17 protein-coding genes are annotated in these 21,051 nt (G+C 38.2%); 5 read left to right on the top strand and 12 right to left on the bottom strand.

What is annotated here, in order from left to right; genetic code table 11:
- Window positions 1–643 precede the first annotated feature (643 nt).
- On the top strand, window positions 644–2,323 hold the full coding sequence (gene ettA / locus BLR60_RS23050; RefSeq protein WP_090504394.1) for an energy-dependent translational throttle protein EttA: 1,680 nt from the start codon (window positions 644–646) through the stop codon (window positions 2,321–2,323).
- A gap of 118 nt (window positions 2,324–2,441) precedes the next feature.
- Here ettA and BLR60_RS23045 read toward each other — a convergent pair whose 3' ends face one another.
- From BLR60_RS23045 to BLR60_RS23015, 7 genes are all read right to left on the bottom strand, one after another.
- Complete coding sequence (locus BLR60_RS23045; protein ID WP_090504391.1) at window positions 2,442–2,825, bottom strand: hypothetical protein; 384 nt, start codon at window positions 2,823–2,825, stop codon at window positions 2,442–2,444.
- A gap of 19 nt (window positions 2,826–2,844) precedes the next feature.
- The gene (locus BLR60_RS23040) at window positions 2,845–3,192 is read right to left on the bottom strand and encodes a hypothetical protein (RefSeq protein WP_090504480.1); all 348 of its coding nucleotides are present in this window, start codon (window positions 3,190–3,192) and stop codon (window positions 2,845–2,847) included.
- Between the two features lie 415 nt (window positions 3,193–3,607).
- Entirely contained in the window at window positions 3,608–4,342 is a 735-nt protein-coding gene (locus tag BLR60_RS23035; RefSeq protein WP_090504388.1) for a GDSL-type esterase/lipase family protein, read from the bottom strand.
- Between the two features lie 46 nt (window positions 4,343–4,388).
- On the bottom strand, window positions 4,389–7,079 hold the full coding sequence (locus BLR60_RS23030) for a TonB-dependent receptor (RefSeq protein ID WP_262502349.1): 2,691 nt from the start codon (window positions 7,077–7,079) through the stop codon (window positions 4,389–4,391).
- Window positions 7,063–7,296 carry a DUF1456 family protein gene (locus BLR60_RS23025; protein WP_090504382.1) on the bottom strand — a complete coding sequence of 78 codons (234 nt, stop codon included), beginning with the start codon at window positions 7,294–7,296 and terminating at the stop codon, window positions 7,063–7,065. Before BLR60_RS23025 ends, BLR60_RS23030 begins: the two co-directional genes overlap by 17 nt.
- 93 nt (window positions 7,297–7,389) lie before the next feature.
- A complete protein-coding gene (locus BLR60_RS23020; protein ID WP_090504379.1) occupies window positions 7,390–8,694 on the bottom strand; it encodes a DEAD/DEAH box helicase in 1,305 nt (434 codons plus the stop codon).
- 50 nt (window positions 8,695–8,744) lie between these two features.
- Window positions 8,745–8,963: a hypothetical protein gene (locus BLR60_RS23015; RefSeq protein WP_090504376.1), complete on the bottom strand. Its 219-nt coding sequence runs from the start codon at window positions 8,961–8,963 to the stop codon at window positions 8,745–8,747.
- A 211-nt stretch (window positions 8,964–9,174) separates the two neighbouring features.
- On the opposite strand from BLR60_RS23015, the gene BLR60_RS23010 reads away from it, so the two are divergent.
- Window positions 9,175–9,648 (top strand): ribonuclease H-like YkuK family protein, encoded by a 474-nt coding sequence (locus tag BLR60_RS23010; protein ID WP_090504373.1) that lies wholly within the window; start codon window positions 9,175–9,177, stop codon window positions 9,646–9,648.
- Between the two features lie 450 nt (window positions 9,649–10,098).
- A complete protein-coding gene (locus tag BLR60_RS23005) occupies window positions 10,099–10,566 on the top strand; it encodes an SRPBCC family protein (protein ID WP_244155732.1) in 468 nt (155 codons plus the stop codon).
- Between the two features lie 6 nt (window positions 10,567–10,572).
- Here BLR60_RS23005 and BLR60_RS23000 read toward each other — a convergent pair whose 3' ends face one another.
- From BLR60_RS23000 to BLR60_RS22980, 5 genes are all read right to left on the bottom strand, one after another.
- Entirely contained in the window at window positions 10,573–11,151 is a 579-nt protein-coding gene (locus BLR60_RS23000) for a DUF4468 domain-containing protein (protein ID WP_090504371.1), read from the bottom strand.
- A gap of 94 nt (window positions 11,152–11,245) precedes the next feature.
- Window positions 11,246–12,271 (bottom strand): porin, encoded by a 1,026-nt coding sequence (locus tag BLR60_RS22995; protein ID WP_090504368.1) that lies wholly within the window; start codon window positions 12,269–12,271, stop codon window positions 11,246–11,248.
- Window positions 12,272–12,307: 36 nt separating this feature from the next.
- Window positions 12,308–13,714: an ammonium transporter gene (locus tag BLR60_RS22990; RefSeq protein ID WP_090504365.1), complete on the bottom strand. Its 1,407-nt coding sequence runs from the start codon at window positions 13,712–13,714 to the stop codon at window positions 12,308–12,310.
- 343 nt (window positions 13,715–14,057) lie between these two features.
- Window positions 14,058–15,008: a tRNA modification radical SAM protein MnmL/YtqA gene (locus BLR60_RS22985; RefSeq protein WP_090504362.1), complete on the bottom strand. Its 951-nt coding sequence runs from the start codon at window positions 15,006–15,008 to the stop codon at window positions 14,058–14,060.
- Between the two features lie 240 nt (window positions 15,009–15,248).
- Window positions 15,249–16,691 (bottom strand): APC family permease, encoded by a 1,443-nt coding sequence (locus tag BLR60_RS22980; RefSeq protein WP_208600708.1) that lies wholly within the window; start codon window positions 16,689–16,691, stop codon window positions 15,249–15,251.
- Window positions 16,692–17,006: 315 nt separating this feature from the next.
- Between BLR60_RS22980 and BLR60_RS22975 the strand changes: the two genes are divergently transcribed.
- The gene (locus tag BLR60_RS22975; protein WP_090504359.1) at window positions 17,007–19,253 is read left to right on the top strand and encodes a sodium-translocating pyrophosphatase; all 2,247 of its coding nucleotides are present in this window, start codon (window positions 17,007–17,009) and stop codon (window positions 19,251–19,253) included.
- A gap of 130 nt (window positions 19,254–19,383) precedes the next feature.
- The gene (locus BLR60_RS22970) at window positions 19,384–20,841 is read left to right on the top strand and encodes an amino acid permease (protein ID WP_090504356.1); all 1,458 of its coding nucleotides are present in this window, start codon (window positions 19,384–19,386) and stop codon (window positions 20,839–20,841) included.
- Window positions 20,842–21,051 lie beyond the last annotated feature (210 nt).

The raw sequence follows: 21,051 nt of genomic DNA, 5'->3' as shown, positions 1-21,051 counted from the left end.
TTTAGTCGAATGTTCTTGAGCGTCTGGCTTTCTTCATATGTTCAATAGTATATTTGGTTGTAACAAATTAACCACTAAAATCACTATACGAGTGAGGGGCATTATGGTAATTATTAGGGGCCAAATTGATAAGAAAGCCTGCCAAACAACTTAATTTGATGGTTTTTCCCCTTCTTAAACGTCAGCATGACGATAATCTTTATCTTCATGAAAGATTATCAAGAACGAATAATAACCTATGAAATTCGGAAATTAGTTGAATTATACCTTGTTGAAATTTAAATATTTGCGGCTTTAAAGGCATTGAAATCCAGCTGGATGCTGATCAAGATCCTGATAGAAATGAATAAAGAAAGTTAGCCAGACAATAGCCGTTAGGAACAGTTTTAGTCAGCTATCTGTTTACATTTAAAAGGCAATAATTCTTAACTTAAAATATGGTGCAAAGTGTAGCGACACCCTAGCATCAAAAGTGATGATATACTTCATAAACCATTTTGTAATGGGCTTCTTGTTTCTATCTTTGTAGCCGGCCTTAGCACTGCCAATTGGAGACCTGGGTAATTTAAAAAAGCAGTGTTTAGCAATAAAAAATCCCATTTCAAAGCAAAGTGCATTTAAATATTTAACATAAGAAATTAACATGTCTGACGAGAAAATAATATTTTCAATGGCAGGGGTAAATAAAATTTACCCGCCACAAAAACAGGTTTTAAAAAATATTTACCTTTCTTTCTTTTATGGAGCCAAAATCGGAGTTATCGGTTTAAACGGTTCAGGTAAATCATCTCTTTTAAAAATTATTGCCGGCCTGGATAAATCTTATCAGGGTGAAGTCGTTTTCTCGCCTGGTTATTCAGTAGGGTATTTAGCACAGGAACCAATCTTAGATCCGGAAAAAACCGTTCGCGAGGTGGTTGAAGAAGGAGTTGCCGAAGTTACGGCCATTTTAAAAGAATACGAGGAAGTGAATGAGGCCTTTGGTTTGGAAGAAAACTATTCTGATCCGGACAAAATGGATAAGTTAATGGCCAGACAGGGTGAACTTCAGGATAAAATTGATTCTTTAGGTGCCTGGGAAATTGATTCTAAATTAGAAAGAGCGATGGATGCCTTGCGTTGTCCTGATCCCGAAACTAAAATAGGTGTACTATCGGGTGGTGAGCGCCGCCGTGTGGCCATGTGCCGCTTATTGCTTCAACATCCTGATGTATTATTATTGGATGAGCCTACCAACCACTTGGATGCAGAAAGTATCGACTGGTTAGAACAGTTTTTACAAAATTACGAAGGAACGGTTATCGCGGTTACCCACGACAGGTATTTCCTTGATAATGTTGCCGGATGGATTTTAGAATTAGACCGTGGTGAAGGTATTCCATGGAAAGGAAATTATAGCAGCTGGTTAGACCAGAAAGCAAAACGTTTATCGCAGGAAGAAAAAACAGAAAGCAAACGCCAGAAAACATTAGAACGCGAGTTGGAATGGGTACGTATGGCGCCCAAAGCACGTCATGCGAAATCTAAAGCCCGTTTAGCTAATTATGATAAATTAGCTTCTGAAGATGGCAGAGAAAGAGAAGATAAGTTAGAACTCTTTATCCCTGCAGGTCCGCGTTTGGGTAATGTAGTCATCGAAGCCACGAACGTTACCAAAGCATATGGCGACAAAGTATTGTTCGATAATTTAAATTTTTCTCTTCCTCCTGCAGGCATTGTCGGCATCATCGGCCCCAACGGAGCAGGTAAAACTACTTTATTCCGTTTAATTACCGGACAGGAAGAAGCAGATGCTGGTACCTTCCGTGTAGGTGAAACCGTTGAGCTGGGTTATGTAGATCAGATGCACAATGATTTAGATGCCGATAAAACGGTATACGAAAACATTACTGATGGATTAGACAATATACAACTAGGAACTAAAGCGGTTAACGGCCGTGCTTACGTTTCTAAGTTCAACTTTAATGGTGGCGATCAGCAGAAAAAAGTTGGCATTCTATCAGGTGGTGAACGTAACCGTGTACACTTAGCCATTACCTTGAAAAAAGGAGCCAATGTATTGCTACTGGATGAGCCAACCAACGATATCGACGTAAATACTTTACGTGCACTGGAAGAGGCGCTAGAAAATTTTGGCGGTTGTGCCGTAGTGATTAGTCACGACAGGTGGTTTCTGGATAGAATCTGTACACACATCCTGGCTTTCGAAGGTAACTCCGAAGTTTATTTCTTTGAAGGAAACTATTCAGATTATGAAGAAAACCGCAAAAAACGATTGGGTGATGTCACCCCAAAACGCATTAGATATAAAAAATTAGATTAAAAAAAAGAGGCTGCATTGTATTTGTAATTTCACCTCTAATTTGTCACATTGAGCCTGTCGAACGCCTTTTATACATTAAAAGAGGTCTTCGACAAGCTCAGAATGACAATTTTTCTTTTTATGCAGGTTGAAAAGGATTTGGCCTTTGGTTTTCTTTTGCTTTGCGTTTTCCCCTAAAGAAAAAATACAGGTTGATAAACAGCATAATACCGAGGTAAATGGCAAAACCGCCAATTTTAGAACTTAAGGCCTCAATTAAATTACGGTAATCATTAGCGCTGATGGTAATTTTCATAATGAGCAGCGCGAAACCAATATTCAACAGGTAAAAACCCGTTTCAAAAAGTTTGTTGGTTGCATTGGCAATCTCTTCCCTTCCCTTAAAAATATCCATCATATATACTTTGCTGTTTTTGAACAGCGTTTTTGAAACATAAAAAGTCAAAAAAAGTGCAACTGGTAAATAAACTGCATAGCCGATTAAAATTTTTGTCGTTTCCATAACTGAAAAGTTTAGATTGTTATTTAATTAATTTATGTATAGTATTGGTAAGCAGATAAATATTTAAATAATGAAGCGTGGAGAGGATACACACAATAGTGGCTACTTTTACAGCCATTACCTCTATTAATTGTTGCAGGGAAATAATCGTCTCCCACCCTACCAATGTCATGGCAGCGTAGCCAATGTTTACCAGGTAATAAGAAACCAGTAACGATTTATTGATCTGCTGGCAAAGGTCTAAATGATCAGGGATGAGTTCGGCGACAAAGATATTCCCGTTTCGATAACAGATTTTGCCAACCACCACAATGACGAATGCAATAACCGTAATAAAAATGCCATAACCGAATATATTGTAATCCATAACCATCAGCTTAATTATTTAACTTTCAGGAAAAATTGAAAATACAAATTAAAAAAATACGCCTCTCGGAGGCATTCTTTAAAATGTTTATACACTATTTCTCTCTCACGATGTAAAAGTAAATTAAATTTATTAAACTTTCAAATATTACTGAAAATTAATAAACAAATTATTTATGATTATGAATGGGAATGAGGGATCTTATTTTTATTAGTTCTCAATTTATTAAAGATTATTCACTGTGTTCAGAATTGACAGCAGAGGAAAGGTGGTTTTGATTTACAGTGTCTAATTTTCTGCATTATGCTAACAGATGCACTAATGGCCAATGAACTTTCCGGTCATAGATTTACAGAAGTAATGAAAAACCCCATACGGTTGTCACCCAGAGCGGAGCCGAAGGGGATTTACCGGTTTAGTGCCTATTTTTCAAGGCTTTTTTGACTGCAGCATCCGTCACCTCTTCCATTATTTTATACCCAGCCAGGTTAGGATGAACACCATCAACAGTCAGTTCGGCACGCTGCCCCTTTTTTTCATCTACCAAAGGCGTCCAATAATCCAAAATGGTATAATTCTGCGCTTTGGCGTAAGTCTCAATCTTTTCATTTAAATTAACAATGCTATCTGCTGCTTTAATGCGCTTATTCCATGGATATTCGTAAACTGGCAGATATTTACAAATGATAACTTTAATACGGTGTAACCTCGCCAGTTCTGCCATAGATTTAATGTTATCCATAATCTTATCTAGGCTAACATGGCCCGTATTGCCTGCAATGTCATTACTACCCGCCAAAATAATCACTATTTTTGGCTTTAGGTTAATCACATCCTGTCGAAAACGGATAAGCAGCTGTGGCGAAATCTGTCCGCTTATTCCCCTATCCACATAATTATTCCGGCTAAAATATTCAGGATCTTTCTGTTTCCAGAATTCGAAAATAGAACTCCCCAAAAACACTACCCTTTTTTCTTTTTTGGCTGGCGGTGGCAGAAGTTCATTTTCCTTCTGATACTTCGTTAGCGCAGCCCAATCGTCGCTGAAATTTTCTTTTTCAGGCTTGGTATTTAATGAGTCTGCTTTCTGATCTTGTGCGAATACAGCACCGCCAGAAAGCAATAAAATAAAAAGCAGGATTTTATTCATAAAGTAAATAACTAAACACTAAACTAAATAATCTGGGTATAAATATTTATTCATCAACATTAATGTTACTATTTAACTTGCTGTTTTTACCACCAAACTGGCTGAGGTTATAACTTAATGTTGCTTGTATAAAACGACTGATAAACCTCGTTCTGTTCTCTGAGATGGAATTATTGGTAATACTGGTGCTAAATAATGCACCCTGATTAAACAAATCGTTCGCCTGGACAGAGAAAAGCAACCTGTTTCCTTTCAGAAAAGATGTATTCATTCCCACATTTACCAACAAAGGATTCCCGGCATATAAGCTATATCCGAAATTTAAGCTTTTAGAGGCTGAAGCATTTACCCTGAAGTGTTTATTAGGAATCCAACTTGCACTTCCGCTCAGGGCCACCACCTGCACATTTTTGATATTCTGGTTCATTACCGAATAAGTATTGGAACTGAAACTATACGATGCACTGGTATTAAAAGCGTATTTTTTCTGGTTGAGGTTAAATTTAAAACCATTAGAAACGTTAATTCCTCTACTTCGGTTTAGTACATTATCGGTATAAAAAACATTGTGGCTATAAGCAATATTTCCGTTTATGGATAGGGAAAACTTATTGTCCAGCATTCTTTTATTTGCGGAGTAATTTGCACCAATATTATAAATACCGTTCACATTTTCGAATGTGGTTTGCTGTTTTAAACTATTTAGTGTGTCCCTGAGAAATACCGTATTGCTGACCACACTGTTGATCGCAAAGGTACCTGATAAGCCTGCCATAATACTCAAACCCGATTTGATCCCAAATTTATTATAGCTAAAATCAGCCGTATGGCTCGCTGTTGTTTTAAGATCTGGATTACCGATAATGAGGTTTTGCACATCATTGTTGTTCCTAATGGGCTGTAATTTATTAAAATCGGGCGAATTGGTAGCGCCACTATAGTCAAAGCTAAAACTTTCATTTTCCTTCATCTGATAGCTTAAATTAGCCGATGGCGAAAAATTTAACTGATAGTTTTTAAGTTTCTGCCCGGTATTGCGGTATTGACCAATAATGATGCTTGGAGAAAAATTAACCCCAAAATTATAACTAAGCTGGTTTTTGTTGGCATTATAACCGATACTGATGTTCTGGTTGATAAAATTCGAAACATAATCCTGCCCGAGTGAATCAACTACAAAACTGTTCCCAAGCGGACTGTTAACCTTAGTAGTTTGCAGATTGCGGCTTCGGCTTACCATAAAGCGATATGATACATTGATAAAATTATATCCGGTACTATCTTTCGATTTTTTTAGGGAGTTCGAAAACTGAATATTGCCACCAAAATTAGAACTTAAGGTATTGTTATCTACCAATCGATTCAAAATTGAATCTTTAAGCAATATATTGGTAGTCTCGTTATAGTAACGGATCATATCGTTAATGCTGCTATTGGTATTTCCGCCACTGTTACCAAAGCTGAAGCCCATAGATAATGAACGTTTATTATTGGATAACCGTCGCGACCAGTTGATGCTTCCATTAAGATTGGGATTGCTATTCCTCGAGCCTAAATTAGAACTCAGGTCTTGCCTGATGATTCCGGTTTTATTTGAAGTAGAAAAAGCATCATTACGGGTATCGGCCAGTGCGCCCGCAAGCATAACATTAAAATAATTTTTCTTTGTGGAACCGTTTAAGCCAAGGTTGATGTTATTGGTTAACGAATTGGAATTATTGATACTTTCCCGTAAATCGTAGATGGTGCCTTGCGGATTAAATGTTTCAAGGTAGTTGCTCTGGATAGATTTATTGGTTCCCTCACTGAAATCATAACTACCATTAACCGTAAATTCTTTTGAAATCTTATCTCTAATATTACCACTTAAGGCGCCATTATTCGATTTGGTAAACTCATTATTGGTTATCCCATAACGACCTCCAAAACCAATCTGTTTTGTTTTCTTCCAAATGTTTCCCTTACCTGCTAAACTATGTGCGTTATTGGTAGCAGTATTCACGTTTACTCCGCCAAAAATGCCTTTATCCTTCCCCGGCTTCATGACCAGGTTTAACATTTTTTGTGGTGTACCCGTTTTGATACCTGTAAAATTGGCTTCGTCACCATAATCTTCAATAACCTGTATTTTGGCAATAATATCTGCAGGCAACTGTCTAATATAATCCTCTACATTGTTAGTGAAAAAATCTTCACCATTTACCCGCAGCTTGGTCATTTTTTTCCCCATAGCAGTAACAGCACCTTTTTCATCAATCTCAATCCCTTGCAGTTGCCTTAGCAGGTCTTCCACTTTATCGTTTTCCCTCACCGTATAAGCGCCTGCATTATATTCGATGGTATCTTTTTTGATTTTAATGGGATCTACTTTTACTTTAACCTGCACGTCCTCCAGGCGGATGGTTTCGATCTGGAGCACAACAGGATCTAAAACAATATTTTTTTTCGAAGATTCAATTTCGTAAATAGTAGTAAAAGGCTTGTAGCCCAATGCAGTAATGGTAATATAAAACTTATTTCGGGTTACTTTTAAGAATGCAAAGTTTCCCTTCGCATCAGCGTTAGTTCGGAGGGTATCGTGGCCGTTGATCAATCGGATGCTTGCACCTTCAATAGGTTTCTTCAAAGAATCGATTACATGACCACTTATTTTAGACGAAGACTGTGCGAGAGCGTTAAAGGAAAATATGATCAGTATAAAAAATAATAAAAAGCATAAATTATTGCTTTTTCTCATCCCTCGGACCCCTTTTGTAAATGACAAGACCATTTAAAAAATTACGCAGAATCTGATCGCCGCAAAGTTTAAAATTCTCATGGTCTTCATTTCTAAAAATATCGCCAAGCTCTGCCTTGGTTACCTTAAATCCGACAAGGTCGCAAATGGTTATAATATCTTCTGTTTTAAGGGATAGGGCTACTCTAAGTTTCTTTAATATATCGTTATTACTCATTTGCTAATTGTAAGGATTATAATGGTGGAATGTTTTAATGTTGTAAAATGCTGAAAATTTTTGATTTAGCTATTCAGACTCCGGACTCATCTTCTAACTGGCCACTTCTAATTTAAGTTTCTTTCCTTTAATTTTCTCACCATTTAGTTTTTTTAACAATTGGGTTATCTTGTTTCTTTTTACTGCTATATAGCTGGTTGAATCTTTAACTTCTATCAATCCTAAATCATCCTTCGTTAAATCCCCTTTTTGTAAAAACAAACCAACAATGTCAATTTTATTAATTTTATCTTTCTTACCATGCGCCAGGTATAAGGTTACCCAATCGCTCGCCTCGGGTAAGGCATACCGGTCTTCTAAAACTTCTTCCTCAATATCATCGGGCAGATATTTGTAGTTTTCTTCTGTGGTTAAAATGGCATATGCTGTTCCTTTTGCATGCATACGTGCAGTGCGGCCATTCCGGTGAACATAGGCGTCTTCGGTATAGGGCAATTGATAATGTACAATATGCTCCACTTCGGGTATATCAAGTCCCCTGGCAGCCAGATCTGTTGTAATTAAAATCCGATGGCTCCCATTTCTAAATTTTAGTAACGCCTTTTCGCGATCGAACTGCTCCATTCCACCATGAAAAACATCGTGACCTAAACCATTTTCGAAAAGCAAATCACTAATCCGATCTACCGTTTCTCTATGGTTGCAGAAAACCAATGTATTTTTATTGCCTATTTTACTGAGTAACCTGAACAGGTAATCTAACTTATCAGCTGCAGGTGCTGTTATTTTTTTGAGTTTTAAATCTGGTTTTACTTCGATATTTTTTGAAAAATCAACTTCAATGGGGGCATCTAACTTTACAAAAGCCGGAATTTCTTCCATTTTAGTAGCAGAAGTAAGTATGCGCTGTTTTAGTGATAGCAATTTGCCAATAATGTACGACATATCACTTTCAAAACCAAACTCGAGTGCTTTATCAAATTCATCTAAAACTAAGGTTTCGATAAAAGATTCATCAAAGTTTTGATGCTCTAAATGATAAGCAATTCTACCGGGTGTTCCGATCAGGATGGCTGGTGGATGTGCAAGGTTATTTTTTTCTATCCTTACCGCATGCCCACCGTAACAGCAATTTACTTTGAATGAAGTGCCCATTTGCTTAAAAACCTGCTCAATTTGCAAGGCAAGTTCTCTTGATGGGACTAAAACCAAAGCTTGCACGCCATTCACCCCGCTCTTTAAATTGGATAGTAATGGCAACAAAAAGGCCAACGTTTTCCCTGAACCCGTTGGCGCTATTAATATGACATCTTTACCGGTCTTGGCTGCTTTTACAGAAGACTCCTGCATTTCGTTCAGTGCAGAAATGTTTAATTTTTTTAAGGCATTTTCTATCATTCCGCCATAAAGGTAATCATTTCTCTTCAGGGCAAAAACGACACCCTTTGTTAGGCCTTGAAAAATTTTCTCCGCAGTTTACGGAGCGTAGAAAAATTGAGCCTTTTATCCAGCAACATTAACATCTTACCACGTTTAGACATAGAAGATAATACCTTTTCGTTAACGGCATCAACTGAAGATAAGATTCTGTCAGTTAGTTCATCTACAATTTTATTCGCTCTGCTATTTTGTAATAACTGGAGCTCTTGAATTAATTCTGCTCTCATAATTAACAAATTTTAATGAATGTATAAATATTAACGGACCGAATAATGATTTGTTTCACCTAATTCGATTTCATCTAAATTATTTTGACTAACTTGTTGATAACTAACTTTGTTAGCAAATAAACAATCATGACTTAACATTTATTTAATTTTTAGCGCTTATTTTTATAAAAACCTGATTACCATTCGTTAACCTCAAAAAACACAGTGTATGACGTGGAAAAAATTTAGTGGCGAAATTATTCAGTCTTCAATCCTTGAAGAAATAGAAAATGCAATTATCAGAGAAAGCGAAAAAGGCTTTAAACTTAAGGTCTGCATCGGTACCGATTCGCAGGTAAAAGGTGCAATAACTGATTTTGCAACGGTAATTGTACTTTTAAGAGAACATCATGGCGGTTTTATGTACATCCACCAGGAAAAAAGTACGCAGCAGGTAAGCATCAAAGAAAGAATGTTGATGGAAGTGCAGAAATCTATTGAAACTGCCTATTCCATTTGCGATTTACTCGATATTTACGATGTAGCATTGGAAGTACATGCCGATATCAATACTAATCCATCATTTAAATCCAATAAAGCGCTCAATGATGCTATGGGTTATATTTTAAGCATGGGCTTTATTTTCAAAGCCAAACCCGAAGCATTTGCCAGCTCTACCTGTGCTGATAAAATGGTGCATTAGGGCGGAAGATGTGGGGATGGAAGAGGATGATGGTTTAATCCGGAAGTCTGGGGTCGGAAGTCACGAGCCTAAGCCATCCTTTCGAATAATCGTCATTTCGAGCGAAGCGCAGCGCAGTCGAGAAATCTGTGAATTAGGCTGATAATCGATGCGTTGACAGATCGTTTTTAGGGCAGTTCTTTTTTATTTCACACAGAGAAATCCCTAATGCTTTCGCTATACTTTAATGTTTATTGGTATCCCATAGTAATAAGATTGCTTCGCACCTTTTGATGACGAATAAAACTTACTCTTTATCTTTGTGGCCTTCGTGCTAAAAAAGAGGAAAATGTAAAATAGATTAGCACATCCAACGCTGGGATCTCTGCCTTCACGCTGCGAACTTTGCGGTTAAACCTAAAATATCCCCAACAAAACCGCATCTTTGTTGTTGTGCTTTAAAATAACAAATTGAAAACGTACAGATTAGAATTCACCCAAACATTGCCTATCGATCTGGATACTGCATGGGACTTTTTTTCTTCGCCAATGAACCTGGCCGAAATAACCCCAAAAGATATGACTTTTGATGTGACCTCGCCAAATATGGCCAACACCAAAATGTATCCGGGTTTAATCATCACCTATAAAGTTTCACCTTTATTTGGAATTAAATTGAATTGGGTAACAGAGATTACGCATGTTCAGGATAAGGCATATTTTATCGATGAACAGCGCTTTGGTCCTTTTGCGTTTTGGCACCATCAACATCATTTCGAAAAAATAGATGGCGGTGTATTTATGCGCGATGTTTTACATTATAGCATTGGCTGGGGACCAATTGGTGCTATTGCAAATGCAATGTTGGTGAACAACAAAATAAACGAAATTTTTAAATTCCGTTATCAAAAGGTTGAAGAATTATTTGGCAGGTTTTAGCTTTACTTACCACTTTTTAGTTGAAATGGTTTCGGCATTCTTTTTGGTTTTCTCTACCCTATTCGTGGCTAAATATTTTTTAAATTCATCACCGAATTTTTCGACTTTATTGTAGGTACTGTTTAAAATGTCTTTCCATGCACCAGCACCGAGTTTACCAGGTGTACGCTCTAAAGGTACACCAATTGTTGTGGCAGGTACAAAATTACCATAGCGATCTCTCTGATAAGGAATAAACAACATATCAGTTAACCAAAACCTATATTTTCCCTGACGGGCCTCGAAAACAAAATTATAGCTTACCTCCCCGCTAGGGTGGCTGGCAACCAAAATAGTCTTATCGATTACCATTGTTCCTTTAGCTAAAACGGAAGAGTCAGTGCTACCTTCTGGTTTCATTGATTTTTTATAAACCACATTAACAAAAGATCTGGCTCTTTGCAGTAAAGTATCTTTGCTCACCAATTGCGAATCTACCACCTGATAATAGATAAATTTTCCGTTATCATCTTTAGAAAACTGTTTTTGCTGTGCAGATAATTTAACTGAAAAAATGGCAAGAAAGCCAAAAAGAATGTATTTCATGAATAGGATCTAAAAGATAAACTAAATGTTAAAGATAAAAAAAGCCATCCTGATTTTACCCCAGGACGGCTTCCTATTTTTCAACTTTATTTTCTTAAAAAGCGTAAACTGCTGCCAGCGAAAACTGACCACCATTTGGTGCAGCTGCTCCGCTTTTGTTAAAGAAAGGTTTGTCGCTATTATGATCTAACCTAACTTCCGGGATAAAAGTTAAACCGCCAGATTTAATGTTCGCAGTAAGCGTAACTGCAGTGAAAGCTGTTTCCGGAACTGCCCCTGCTTCTTTAACTTTAAAATATTCGCCCCTTAAACCTATTGTAACAGCATCAGCCACTGCATATTGAGGATACAATGCTGCGCCCGCATAACTTCCCGGCACCGAACTATCCTTAATATCGTAATTGGCCGCATTCAAACCCAATTTAAATTTCTCCGTAATTTGATATGAAGTAGTTAAATCTACAATAGTGCCGTATCCGCCAAAACCAGCACCTGATAAGGCATTGATGTAAGCAGTCCAGCCCTCTACCGGCGCAACCATTAACTGCCCGCCCACTGCAGATACACCACGTGTTGCACTATAAACATTCCAATCATTAAATACACCCGCCATTAAACTCACTTTATCAGAAAACTTATAGGTTGCTTTAATACCCGCATTTTGGAATGGACCATTGGTGAATAAATAAGAGGTAGAGTAGTTGAAGTTTCCAACCGGTGAGATTACTTCATATCCGATAAATGTACCCATATAACCAGCCGTCATACTAAATTCATCAGTAAAATCATAGTTAACGTACAAGTTTTGGATATTAAAGGATGAACCACCAGCCGCGGCATCCGGTATAGATTGCGATTGTCCTCTTGGACCAAAAGAAAGTTCGCCTACAAATGAGGCCTTACCTGTTTTTTTCTTCAATGCAATATCAATCATTCCAAGGGAAACAGAGTTGTGATCGGTTACAAAAGATGTTTTGGCATTTAAAGGATTTTTCGCGAAATCATATTTAAAATAGGTATCTACCGATCCTGAAATTTCAAGTGGAGATGATGCAACCTCTTGAGCGAGGGCACACGTAGTGCTTGCCATTGTAAAAATAGCGGTTAAAAGTTTCTTCATGTTTGAGCTTGATTTGAGTTTAGATATATAAAGTCTTTAAGAAATTGGTTCTGTTATTGCACTGTTTCTTTCGATGTAAATGGCCCGCTCCTCTACCAGTAAGGTACCTTGAGAGTATTTCTCGTCATGCTGAGAAGCATCAAGACCAAGTTCTTCTTCTTCTTCAGAAACCCTGATTGGATTAATCAGATTTACCAATTTGAAAATTACGAATGATACAATAAAACTGAATGCAATTACAATTAAAGCACCTTTTAATTGGGTTACAAAAAAAGCTGGGTTGCCGTAAAACAAGCCATCTGCACCGGCAGCGTTAACGGTTTTGGTTGCAAAAACACCAGTCAAAAGCATACCTACAATACCACCAACACCATGGCAAGGAAAAACGTCTAATGTATCATCTAAACTGGTTTTTTGTTTCCATGACACCACTAAATTGGAAATAACTGCGGCAATGGCACCAATAAATACACTTGATGAAATACTTACAAAACCTGCACCTGGCGTAATGGCTACCAAACCAACTACTGCTCCAATACAAAAACCTAATACAGATGGTTTTTTGCCTCTTGCAACATCAAAGAACATCCACGACAAACCTGCAGCGCCTGCAGCGGTATTTGTTGTTAAAAATGCAGAAACAGCTAAACTACCAGCACTTAATGCAGAACCGGCATTAAAACCGAACCACCCAAACCATAATAACCCAGTACCAATTAATACGTAAGGGATATTAGCTGGCGGAACTTCTTTGTGCTCTAAGTGGGATTTTCTACGTTTCAGTACCAAAGCACCTGCCAGAGCAGCCATACCTGCAGAAATGTGTACCACTGTTCCACCTGCAAAATCCAATACACCCATTTTTAACAAGAAACCTTGTGGATGCCATGTCCAGTGTGCTAATGGTGAATAAACAAATATGGCGAATAAGACAATAAACAAAATATAAGAGGTAAAGCGGATACGCTCTGCCACAGCACCAACTACTAAACCTGGTGTAATGATGGCAAACATTAATTGAAACACAGCAAATAAAGATAGCGGAATAGTTAAGTCTGCTCCTCCCTGAAGATGTGGTGCTCCGGAATTTACACCTTTAAAAAACAAAAACGTTGATGGGTTTCCGATAAAACCACCAATAGTATCTCCGAAAGCCAAGCTAAAACCCACTACTGTCCATAACACGGTAATTACGCCTGCTGCTACCACACTTTTAATCATGGTAGACAATACATTTTTACGATGAACCATTCCACCATAAAAGAATGCAAGGCCCGGAGTCATTAAAAACACAAGCGCAGCTGCGATTAAAATAAATGCAATGTCTGGCCCACTATATTTTCCTTCATCAAAATTAGGAAGAAGTGGAATAAATAGAGCGAAAATTGCGACAATCATCAATATCGCAAAGGGCGCATACTGTTTAAAGGAGAATTTACTCATAGTTTTTAGGTTAATTTGTTTGTAATATTTAAATAATTAAAAATATGCTTGATTCATTTCATAAAAATACGACATATTGTATTTTTATGCACTATTCAATTGAATTTTTTTAATAAAAATGATAAATTTTTATAAAACAAAACAAAAAACAACCTTTAAAATAAAAATAACGAAAAATACGAGTGTTTTCAATACGAGTTTTTAAGAAAAATAAAATCAAATATTAACCCTATTTGACATTATTTTACCAAAAATTTGTCAATAATCAATTCAAAAAATGATTAAAAACCAAAAAACCCATGAAAATTCACGGATTTTTAATAAAAATATCTAAAAATTCGATTTATCTATCAAAATATGCAGACCCCTGAACAACGCCTCTTTTTTCAATTTCTTTATCCATATAGGTCTGAATTGCCGATTTATTAAGCCCCCAGTTAGGCGCAATCAACAAATCCCAATCCGAAATACCAAACAGCCGTTGGATAACAATATCCGGACGCAATAAAGGGATTAACTCACAAAGCAAATCAGTATATTCTTCGAGCGAAAATAATTTGAAGGGTTCTTTTTTATACTTAGCACCCATTATCGACCCTTCTACCACATGAAGGTGGTGAAACTTTACAAACTTGATCTGCGGAAAACGGTTAATTTCGTGAATGTAACCATACATCTGCTCTCTCGTTTCCCAGGGGAAACCAAAAATAGTGTGTACACAAAGATCGAGTTTACTGTCTTTTAAAAGTTCTACTGCAGCCACAAATTCGCCATGACTGCAACCTCTGTTAATCTGATCGAGGGTTTCATCATAGATAGATTCCATACCCATTTCCAAATCTACATCGAAACGATCAGTATAACTTTCTAACAATGCTACTTTTTCGGCATCGATACAATCTGGCCGGGTACCCACTGCAAAACCCACAATATCTTCAGTATTGATAGATAAGGCTTCATCATACATCATCTTTAAATAATGTACAGGCGCATAGGTATTGGTATTGGGCTGAAAATAAACAATGTATTTATCGGCCTTATAAGAGGTTCTAGCCCTGAGCATCCCTTCGGCCAGCTGATCTTTAATATTCGGATTTTGACGCGAAGGCTCTGGCGTAAATGAATCTACATTACAATAAGTACAGCCGCCAAACCCCTTGCTTCCATCCCGGTTGGGACAGGTAAAACCACCATCTACAATTACTTTAAACACGCGCTGTCCTTTGTACTTTTCGCGCAGGTAAGTTCCGTAATTTTTATAACCCTTTATCCCTGAATCTACTAGTGTTCCCATTATTTACAAAAATACGCTTTTTGTTTGAGACGTGGAGTGAGTTTTGAGATTTCGGACATCAGATGCGAGATTTGAGAGCGGTTAGCGGTTTGGGCTTGGGGTGCAACAGTTTTACAGGCAACTTATTCCAGGGCCTACCCTGCAATTAAGATGCTGGCCATATCGATACCAGGCAATTAAAAACACTGTATCTACCTTTAAAATAAATCTGATAGCTATAGGATTAGCAATGGAGCATAACTAAACCTCTTGCTCTTTTTTATTGATCAGAAAATAAACAGGTACGCCGAGCAAAACAATGATAAGTCCAGGCCAGGTATATTGTTGTTTGTAAATTAAAAGCAGAATGCAAAATGCTGCGCCGATTAACAGGTAAATAATCGGTGTGATTGGATACAACCAGGTTTTGTAAGGCCTCTCTATTCCAGGTTTTTTTATCCGCAAGTAAATTACACCAAAAACAGTGATCATATAAAAGAGCACGATAACAAAGGAAATCATATCTAAAAGATTACCATATTGACCACTTAAGCATAAAGCGGCTGCCCAAATGCCCTGCATCCAGAGCGACCTTTCGGGAACGCCGTTTTTATTGTTCTTAAGCGCCGCTTTAAAAAACATGCCGTCTTGTGCCATGGTTTGAAAAACCCTTGCCCCTGCCAATACGATTCCGTTAACACAACCAAAAGTAGAAATCATCACCAGCAATGCGATAATTACTGTACCAACACCACTGCCAAAAATCTGCTCCGAAGCGGCAACCGCAACCCGATCATTAAGGGCGAAAGCAATACTATCTCTATCTAGCGTGTTGAGATAGACAAAATTAACCAATAAATAAAGAATCATTACGGCCGAGGTGCCTAAAACCATCGAACGCACTACATTTTTTTTTGGGTTTTCGATTTCTCCGGAAACGAAGGTTACGTTTTCCCAGGCCACACTAGAAAATACAGAACCCACCATTGCTGCTGCAATTCCGCCCATTATGGTCATTCCTGAGATAGATTCCCATCCCGATTTCAGGAAATTACCGCTTGGGTCTGTTTTAAGATTATTAAAAGCATTCCAGCCAAAACTCATATTTCCTGTCCAGAAACTGTTTTTCACCAAGAGAAAACCCAGAATAATCAGACCGATTAAAGCGACGATTTTAGAACCTGTAAAAATATTCTGCAGTATTTTACCGCCCTCAACACCTTTTGTATTGATATAAGTTAATAGCAGAATAACGCCGATAGCTAAAATCTGGATCCAGGTAATTTTATATCCACCACTTTGAAAAATTGGCGCGGCATTATTTAAAGCAGGAATAAGGTAGGCCGTAAATTTACCAAAAGCCACTGCAACAGCTGCAATCGTACCGGTCTGGATAACGGTAAAAAGACCCCAACCATAAAGAAAACCCATCATTTTACCAAAAATCTCTTTTAGATAAGTGTATTGCCCGCCCGCTTTAGGAAACATTGAAGAAAGCTCACCATAAGAAATTGCTGCTGCAACAGTCATTACCGCTGTTATGATCCATACTACAATTAACCAATAACCAGAACCTAAATTACGCATGATATCGGCACTTACAATAAAGATACCGCTCCCGATCATTGAGCCCATCACCAACATGGTGGCATCAAAAAGGCTTAATTTTCTTTTAGAAGATCCATCTTCTTTCTCCATTTTCATTTTTTAGTCTGGTTTAGTTTGTGGCTAATTTATTTAAAAAAAAGAGAATCGGTGCGCTTCGCATGTATTATTTTAATTGAATAAAAATTTTTCACCAAGGCATTGAAAATTTTAATCACAAAAAGAATATTTTATTAACTTGCTAAGTATAAGTCCGAAGGATGGATTACGGAGTACACAGTGAACTAATGGATTGGCCAGGTTTGAAGTTTAGCGTAGGTAATTGCTGCCGAGGAAACAGCTAAACAATTAACGGATTCATACAGTTAACCAATTAAATAACCACTAACCAAATATAAAAACCAATTATTAACTATGAACTTTTTACAAAACAATTTAATTTACTGTATTCCGGCGCTGGGGCTTGTCGGCATTATAGTTATGATGATTAAAAGCGCCTGGGTAAACAAGCAAGATGCAGGCGATAAGAACATGCAGGAACTTGCAGGCTATATAGCCGATGGTGCTATGGCTTTCTTAAAAGCGGAATGGAGGGTGCTCAGTATTTTTGCTGTTTTTACAGCAGCACTCCTGGCCTATTCCGGAACGATTACCGAAATTAAAGGTATTCCGATGCACTCGAGCTGGATTATCTCTATCTCATTCATTATCGGAGCGGTATTCTCTGCTACAGCAGGCTACATTGGTATGAAATCGGCCACAAAAGCCAATGTAAGAACCACACAGGCGGCCAGAACGAGTTTAAAACAAGCCTTAAAAGTATCATTTACCGGAGGTACAGTAATGGGCCTGGGCGTTGCCGGGCTAGCTGTTTTAGGTTTAGGTGGCTTATTTATTGTATTTCTCAAGCATTTTAATGTTGTTTCGGTTAATAGTGTGGAAATGAAAACCGCAATTGAAGTTTTAACCGGATTTTCATTGGGTGCCGAATCTATTGCCCTGTTTGCCCGTGTTGGCGGTGGTATCTATACCAAAGCTGCCGATGTTGGTGCAGATTTAGTGGGAAAGGTAGAGGCTGGTATTCCTGAAGATGATGTGCGCAACCCGGCTACCATTGCCGATAACGTGGGCGATAATGTTGGTGATGTTGCCGGGATGGGAGCTGATTTATTCGGTTCGTATGTTGCGACCATTTTAGCAACCATGGTTTTAGGACAGGAGATTGATGTGAAAGATAATTTTGGAGGAATGTCTCCCATTCTTTTACCTATGGTCATCTGTGGGCTGGGTATTATATTTTCGATTATCGGAACCTGGTTTGTAACCATTAAAGATGAAAAATCGAATGTACAGAATGCGTTGAATCTGGGTAACTGGTCGTCCATTGTAATCACTGCTGTAGCTTCTTTCTTTATTGTAAAATGGATGTTGCCCGAAACGCTTGAACTACGTGGATATGAATTCTCCAGCATCAACGTATTTTATGCCATTATAGTAGGCCTGGTAGTAGGTACCATTATGAGTGTTGTTACAGAATATTTCACAGCAATGGGGAAGGGTCCTGTAAATTCAATTATTCAACAATCATCTACCGGGCACGCCACCAATATTATTGCAGGTTTATCTGTAGGGATGAAATCTACCGTAATCCCTATTCTGGTATTAGCTGGAGGAATTATGGCATCTTACCATTTTGCAGGCCTATATGGGGTTGCCATTGCCGCCGCCGGAATGATGGCTACTACAGCCATGCAATTGGCTATTGATGCTTTCGGACCCATTGCGGATAATGCTGGTGGTATTGCAGAAATGAGCCAGTTACCTCCAGAAGTACGTGAACGCACCGATAATTTAGATGCTGTGGGTAATACCACCGCAGCCACAGGAAAAGGTTTTGCCATTGCCTCTGCTGCGCTTACTTCATTAGCTTTATTTGCCGCATTCGTGGGTATTGCCGGCATCTCTGCGATAGATATCTATAAAGCACCTGTATTGGCGGGATTATTCGTTGGCGGCATGATTCCTTTTATTTTCTCCGCTTTATGCATACAGGCGGTTGGTAAAGCCGCAATGGATATGGTACAGGAAGTGCGCAGACAATTCCGTGAAATACCAGGCATTATGGAATACAAAGCCAAACCGGAATATGAAAAATGTGTGGCCATTTCTACCAAAGCCTCTATCCGCGAGATGATGATGCCCGGCGCTATTGCTTTAATCACTCCTGTAATTGTAGGCTTTACTTTTGGGCCGGAGGTTTTAGGTGGATTATTGGCTGGCGTTACCGTAACGGGCGTATTGATGGGTATTTTCCAGAGTAATGCTGGCGGTGCCTGGGATAATGCAAAAAAGTCTTTCGAACAGGGTGTACTGATCAATGGCGAAATGTACTACAAAAAATCAGAACCGCATAAAGCTTCAGTAACAGGAGATACTGTTGGCGATCCTTTTAAAGATACTTCTGGCCCTTCGATGAATATTTTGATCAAATTAATGTCTATCGTATCACTGGTTATTGCTCCTTATATCGCAGTTAAGGCAATTGCAGGTGAACACAGACAGGAAGTTCGGAAAGAAATCCGAATTGAACAAAAAACCGATGCTTCGGGCAACACAAAAACAGACACTTTAATAAATACGACTGATACATTAAGCCGTTAGTTGTAAAAACATAGATATAAACATCAATAAAAGGGATTTTAACACAATCCCTTTTTCTTTTTGGTAATTTTTATTTAGGTTTACTGCTTATTATCATAAAAATCAACAAACATAAAAGACTAAACAACTTATGAATCTAAAAAAGCCTATTGATGTGCTTATAGCAGAATCTGCTGAAAGCGGTGAAGGCACGCTGAAACGGACACTGAGCAGTACGAGCCTTGTTGCGTTGGGCATTGGAGCTATTATTGGTGCAGGCTTATTTTCGTTAACTGGTATTGCAGCTGCTGATCATGCTGGACCTGCTGTAACCTTATCATTTGTATTAGCCGCAGTTGGCTGTGCTTTTGCCGGATTATGTTACGCTGAATTTGCATCGATGATACCGGTAGCAGGAAGTGCTTATACCTATTCGTATGCTACCATGGGCGAGTTTATGGCATGGGTTATCGGCTGGGATCTTGTTCTTGAATATGCTTTAGGGGCCGCAACCGTGGGTGTTTCATGGTCTGGATACTTTAATAAACTATTGCATGAGTTTGGGCTCGAAATGCCGCTCTTCTTAACTAAATCATTTGCAGAAGTAGATGGAGGAGGAATTAACCTTCCTGCCGTAGTAATCGTTTCTTTACTTTCATTAATGTTAATCCGCGGTACTAAAGAATCTGCAAGCCTTAACAATATTTTAGTAATTGTAAAAGTAGCTGTAGTAATCATTTTCATCGCGCTAGGATGGAAATTCATTAACCCGGCTAACCACACACCTTATATCCCTGCAAACACAGGTGTTAAAGGAGAGTTTGGTATTTCTGGTATTGCAGCGGGTGCAGCGTTAGTGTTTTTCGCATTTATTGGTTTTGATGCGGTTTCTACAGCAGCTCAGGAAGCTAAAAATCCACAAAAAGGCATGCCAATCGGTATATTGGGTTCTTTAGTGGTTTGTACAATATTATATGTGTTGTTTGCGCACGTGATGACAGGTTTGGTACCTTACTCTATTTTCAAAGGTGATGCTTCTCCTGCTGCTACAGCTTTTAAAGTAACCGGATACAGCTGGTTGCAAATGGGCTTAATCATCGCCATTCTAGCGGGCTATACCTCTGTAATATTAGTGATGTTAATGGGCCAATCAAGGGTATTCTATACCATGTCTAAAGACGGATTGCTACCAAAATTCTTCAGCAGTATCCATTCTAAATTTAGAACGCCTTTCAAAACCAATATTTTCTTCATGTTTTTTGTAAGCATCTTTGCTGGTTTCGTTCCGGTTACCGATTTAGGCCATATGGTTTCTATTGGTACGTTGTTTGCATTCTCTTTAGTTTGTATTGGTGTAATGTTATTACGTAAAACAGATCCTGACAGGCCACGTCCTTTCAAAACGCCTTTAGTTCCTTTCGTACCAATTATGGGCATAATCGTTTGTGTTTACCTGATGTCATCCTTACCTCTTGAAGCTTGGATCAGGTTAGCCATCTGGATGGCGCTTGGAATAGCGATTTATTTCTTCTATGGTAAAGGAAATTCAGTATTAAGAAATAAAGGTAAAGTGGTTGGCCCGGTAGATCCACCAAAACCAGAGTTATAACATCAAAAGAAAAAAAATCAAAGCCCCGATTAAAAGTCGGGGCTTTTTTTATGTTAAATATGTCTAGTCCTGAAATAGCGATACAAAAATAAATCGTTATGACAATTATTATAAGTTCGGGTTACCAAAAGCGTACCCAAAAGGACTATTCCTTATCCCTTAAACATCAGATTGTTTTCGAGATTGAACAGGGTGAACTCTCCACAACAG

It is taken from the genome of Pedobacter terrae, assembly GCF_900100705.1.
Taxonomy (GTDB): domain Bacteria; phylum Bacteroidota; class Bacteroidia; order Sphingobacteriales; family Sphingobacteriaceae; genus Pedobacter; species Pedobacter terrae.
This window is presented reverse-complemented; position numbering and strand designations above follow the sequence as displayed.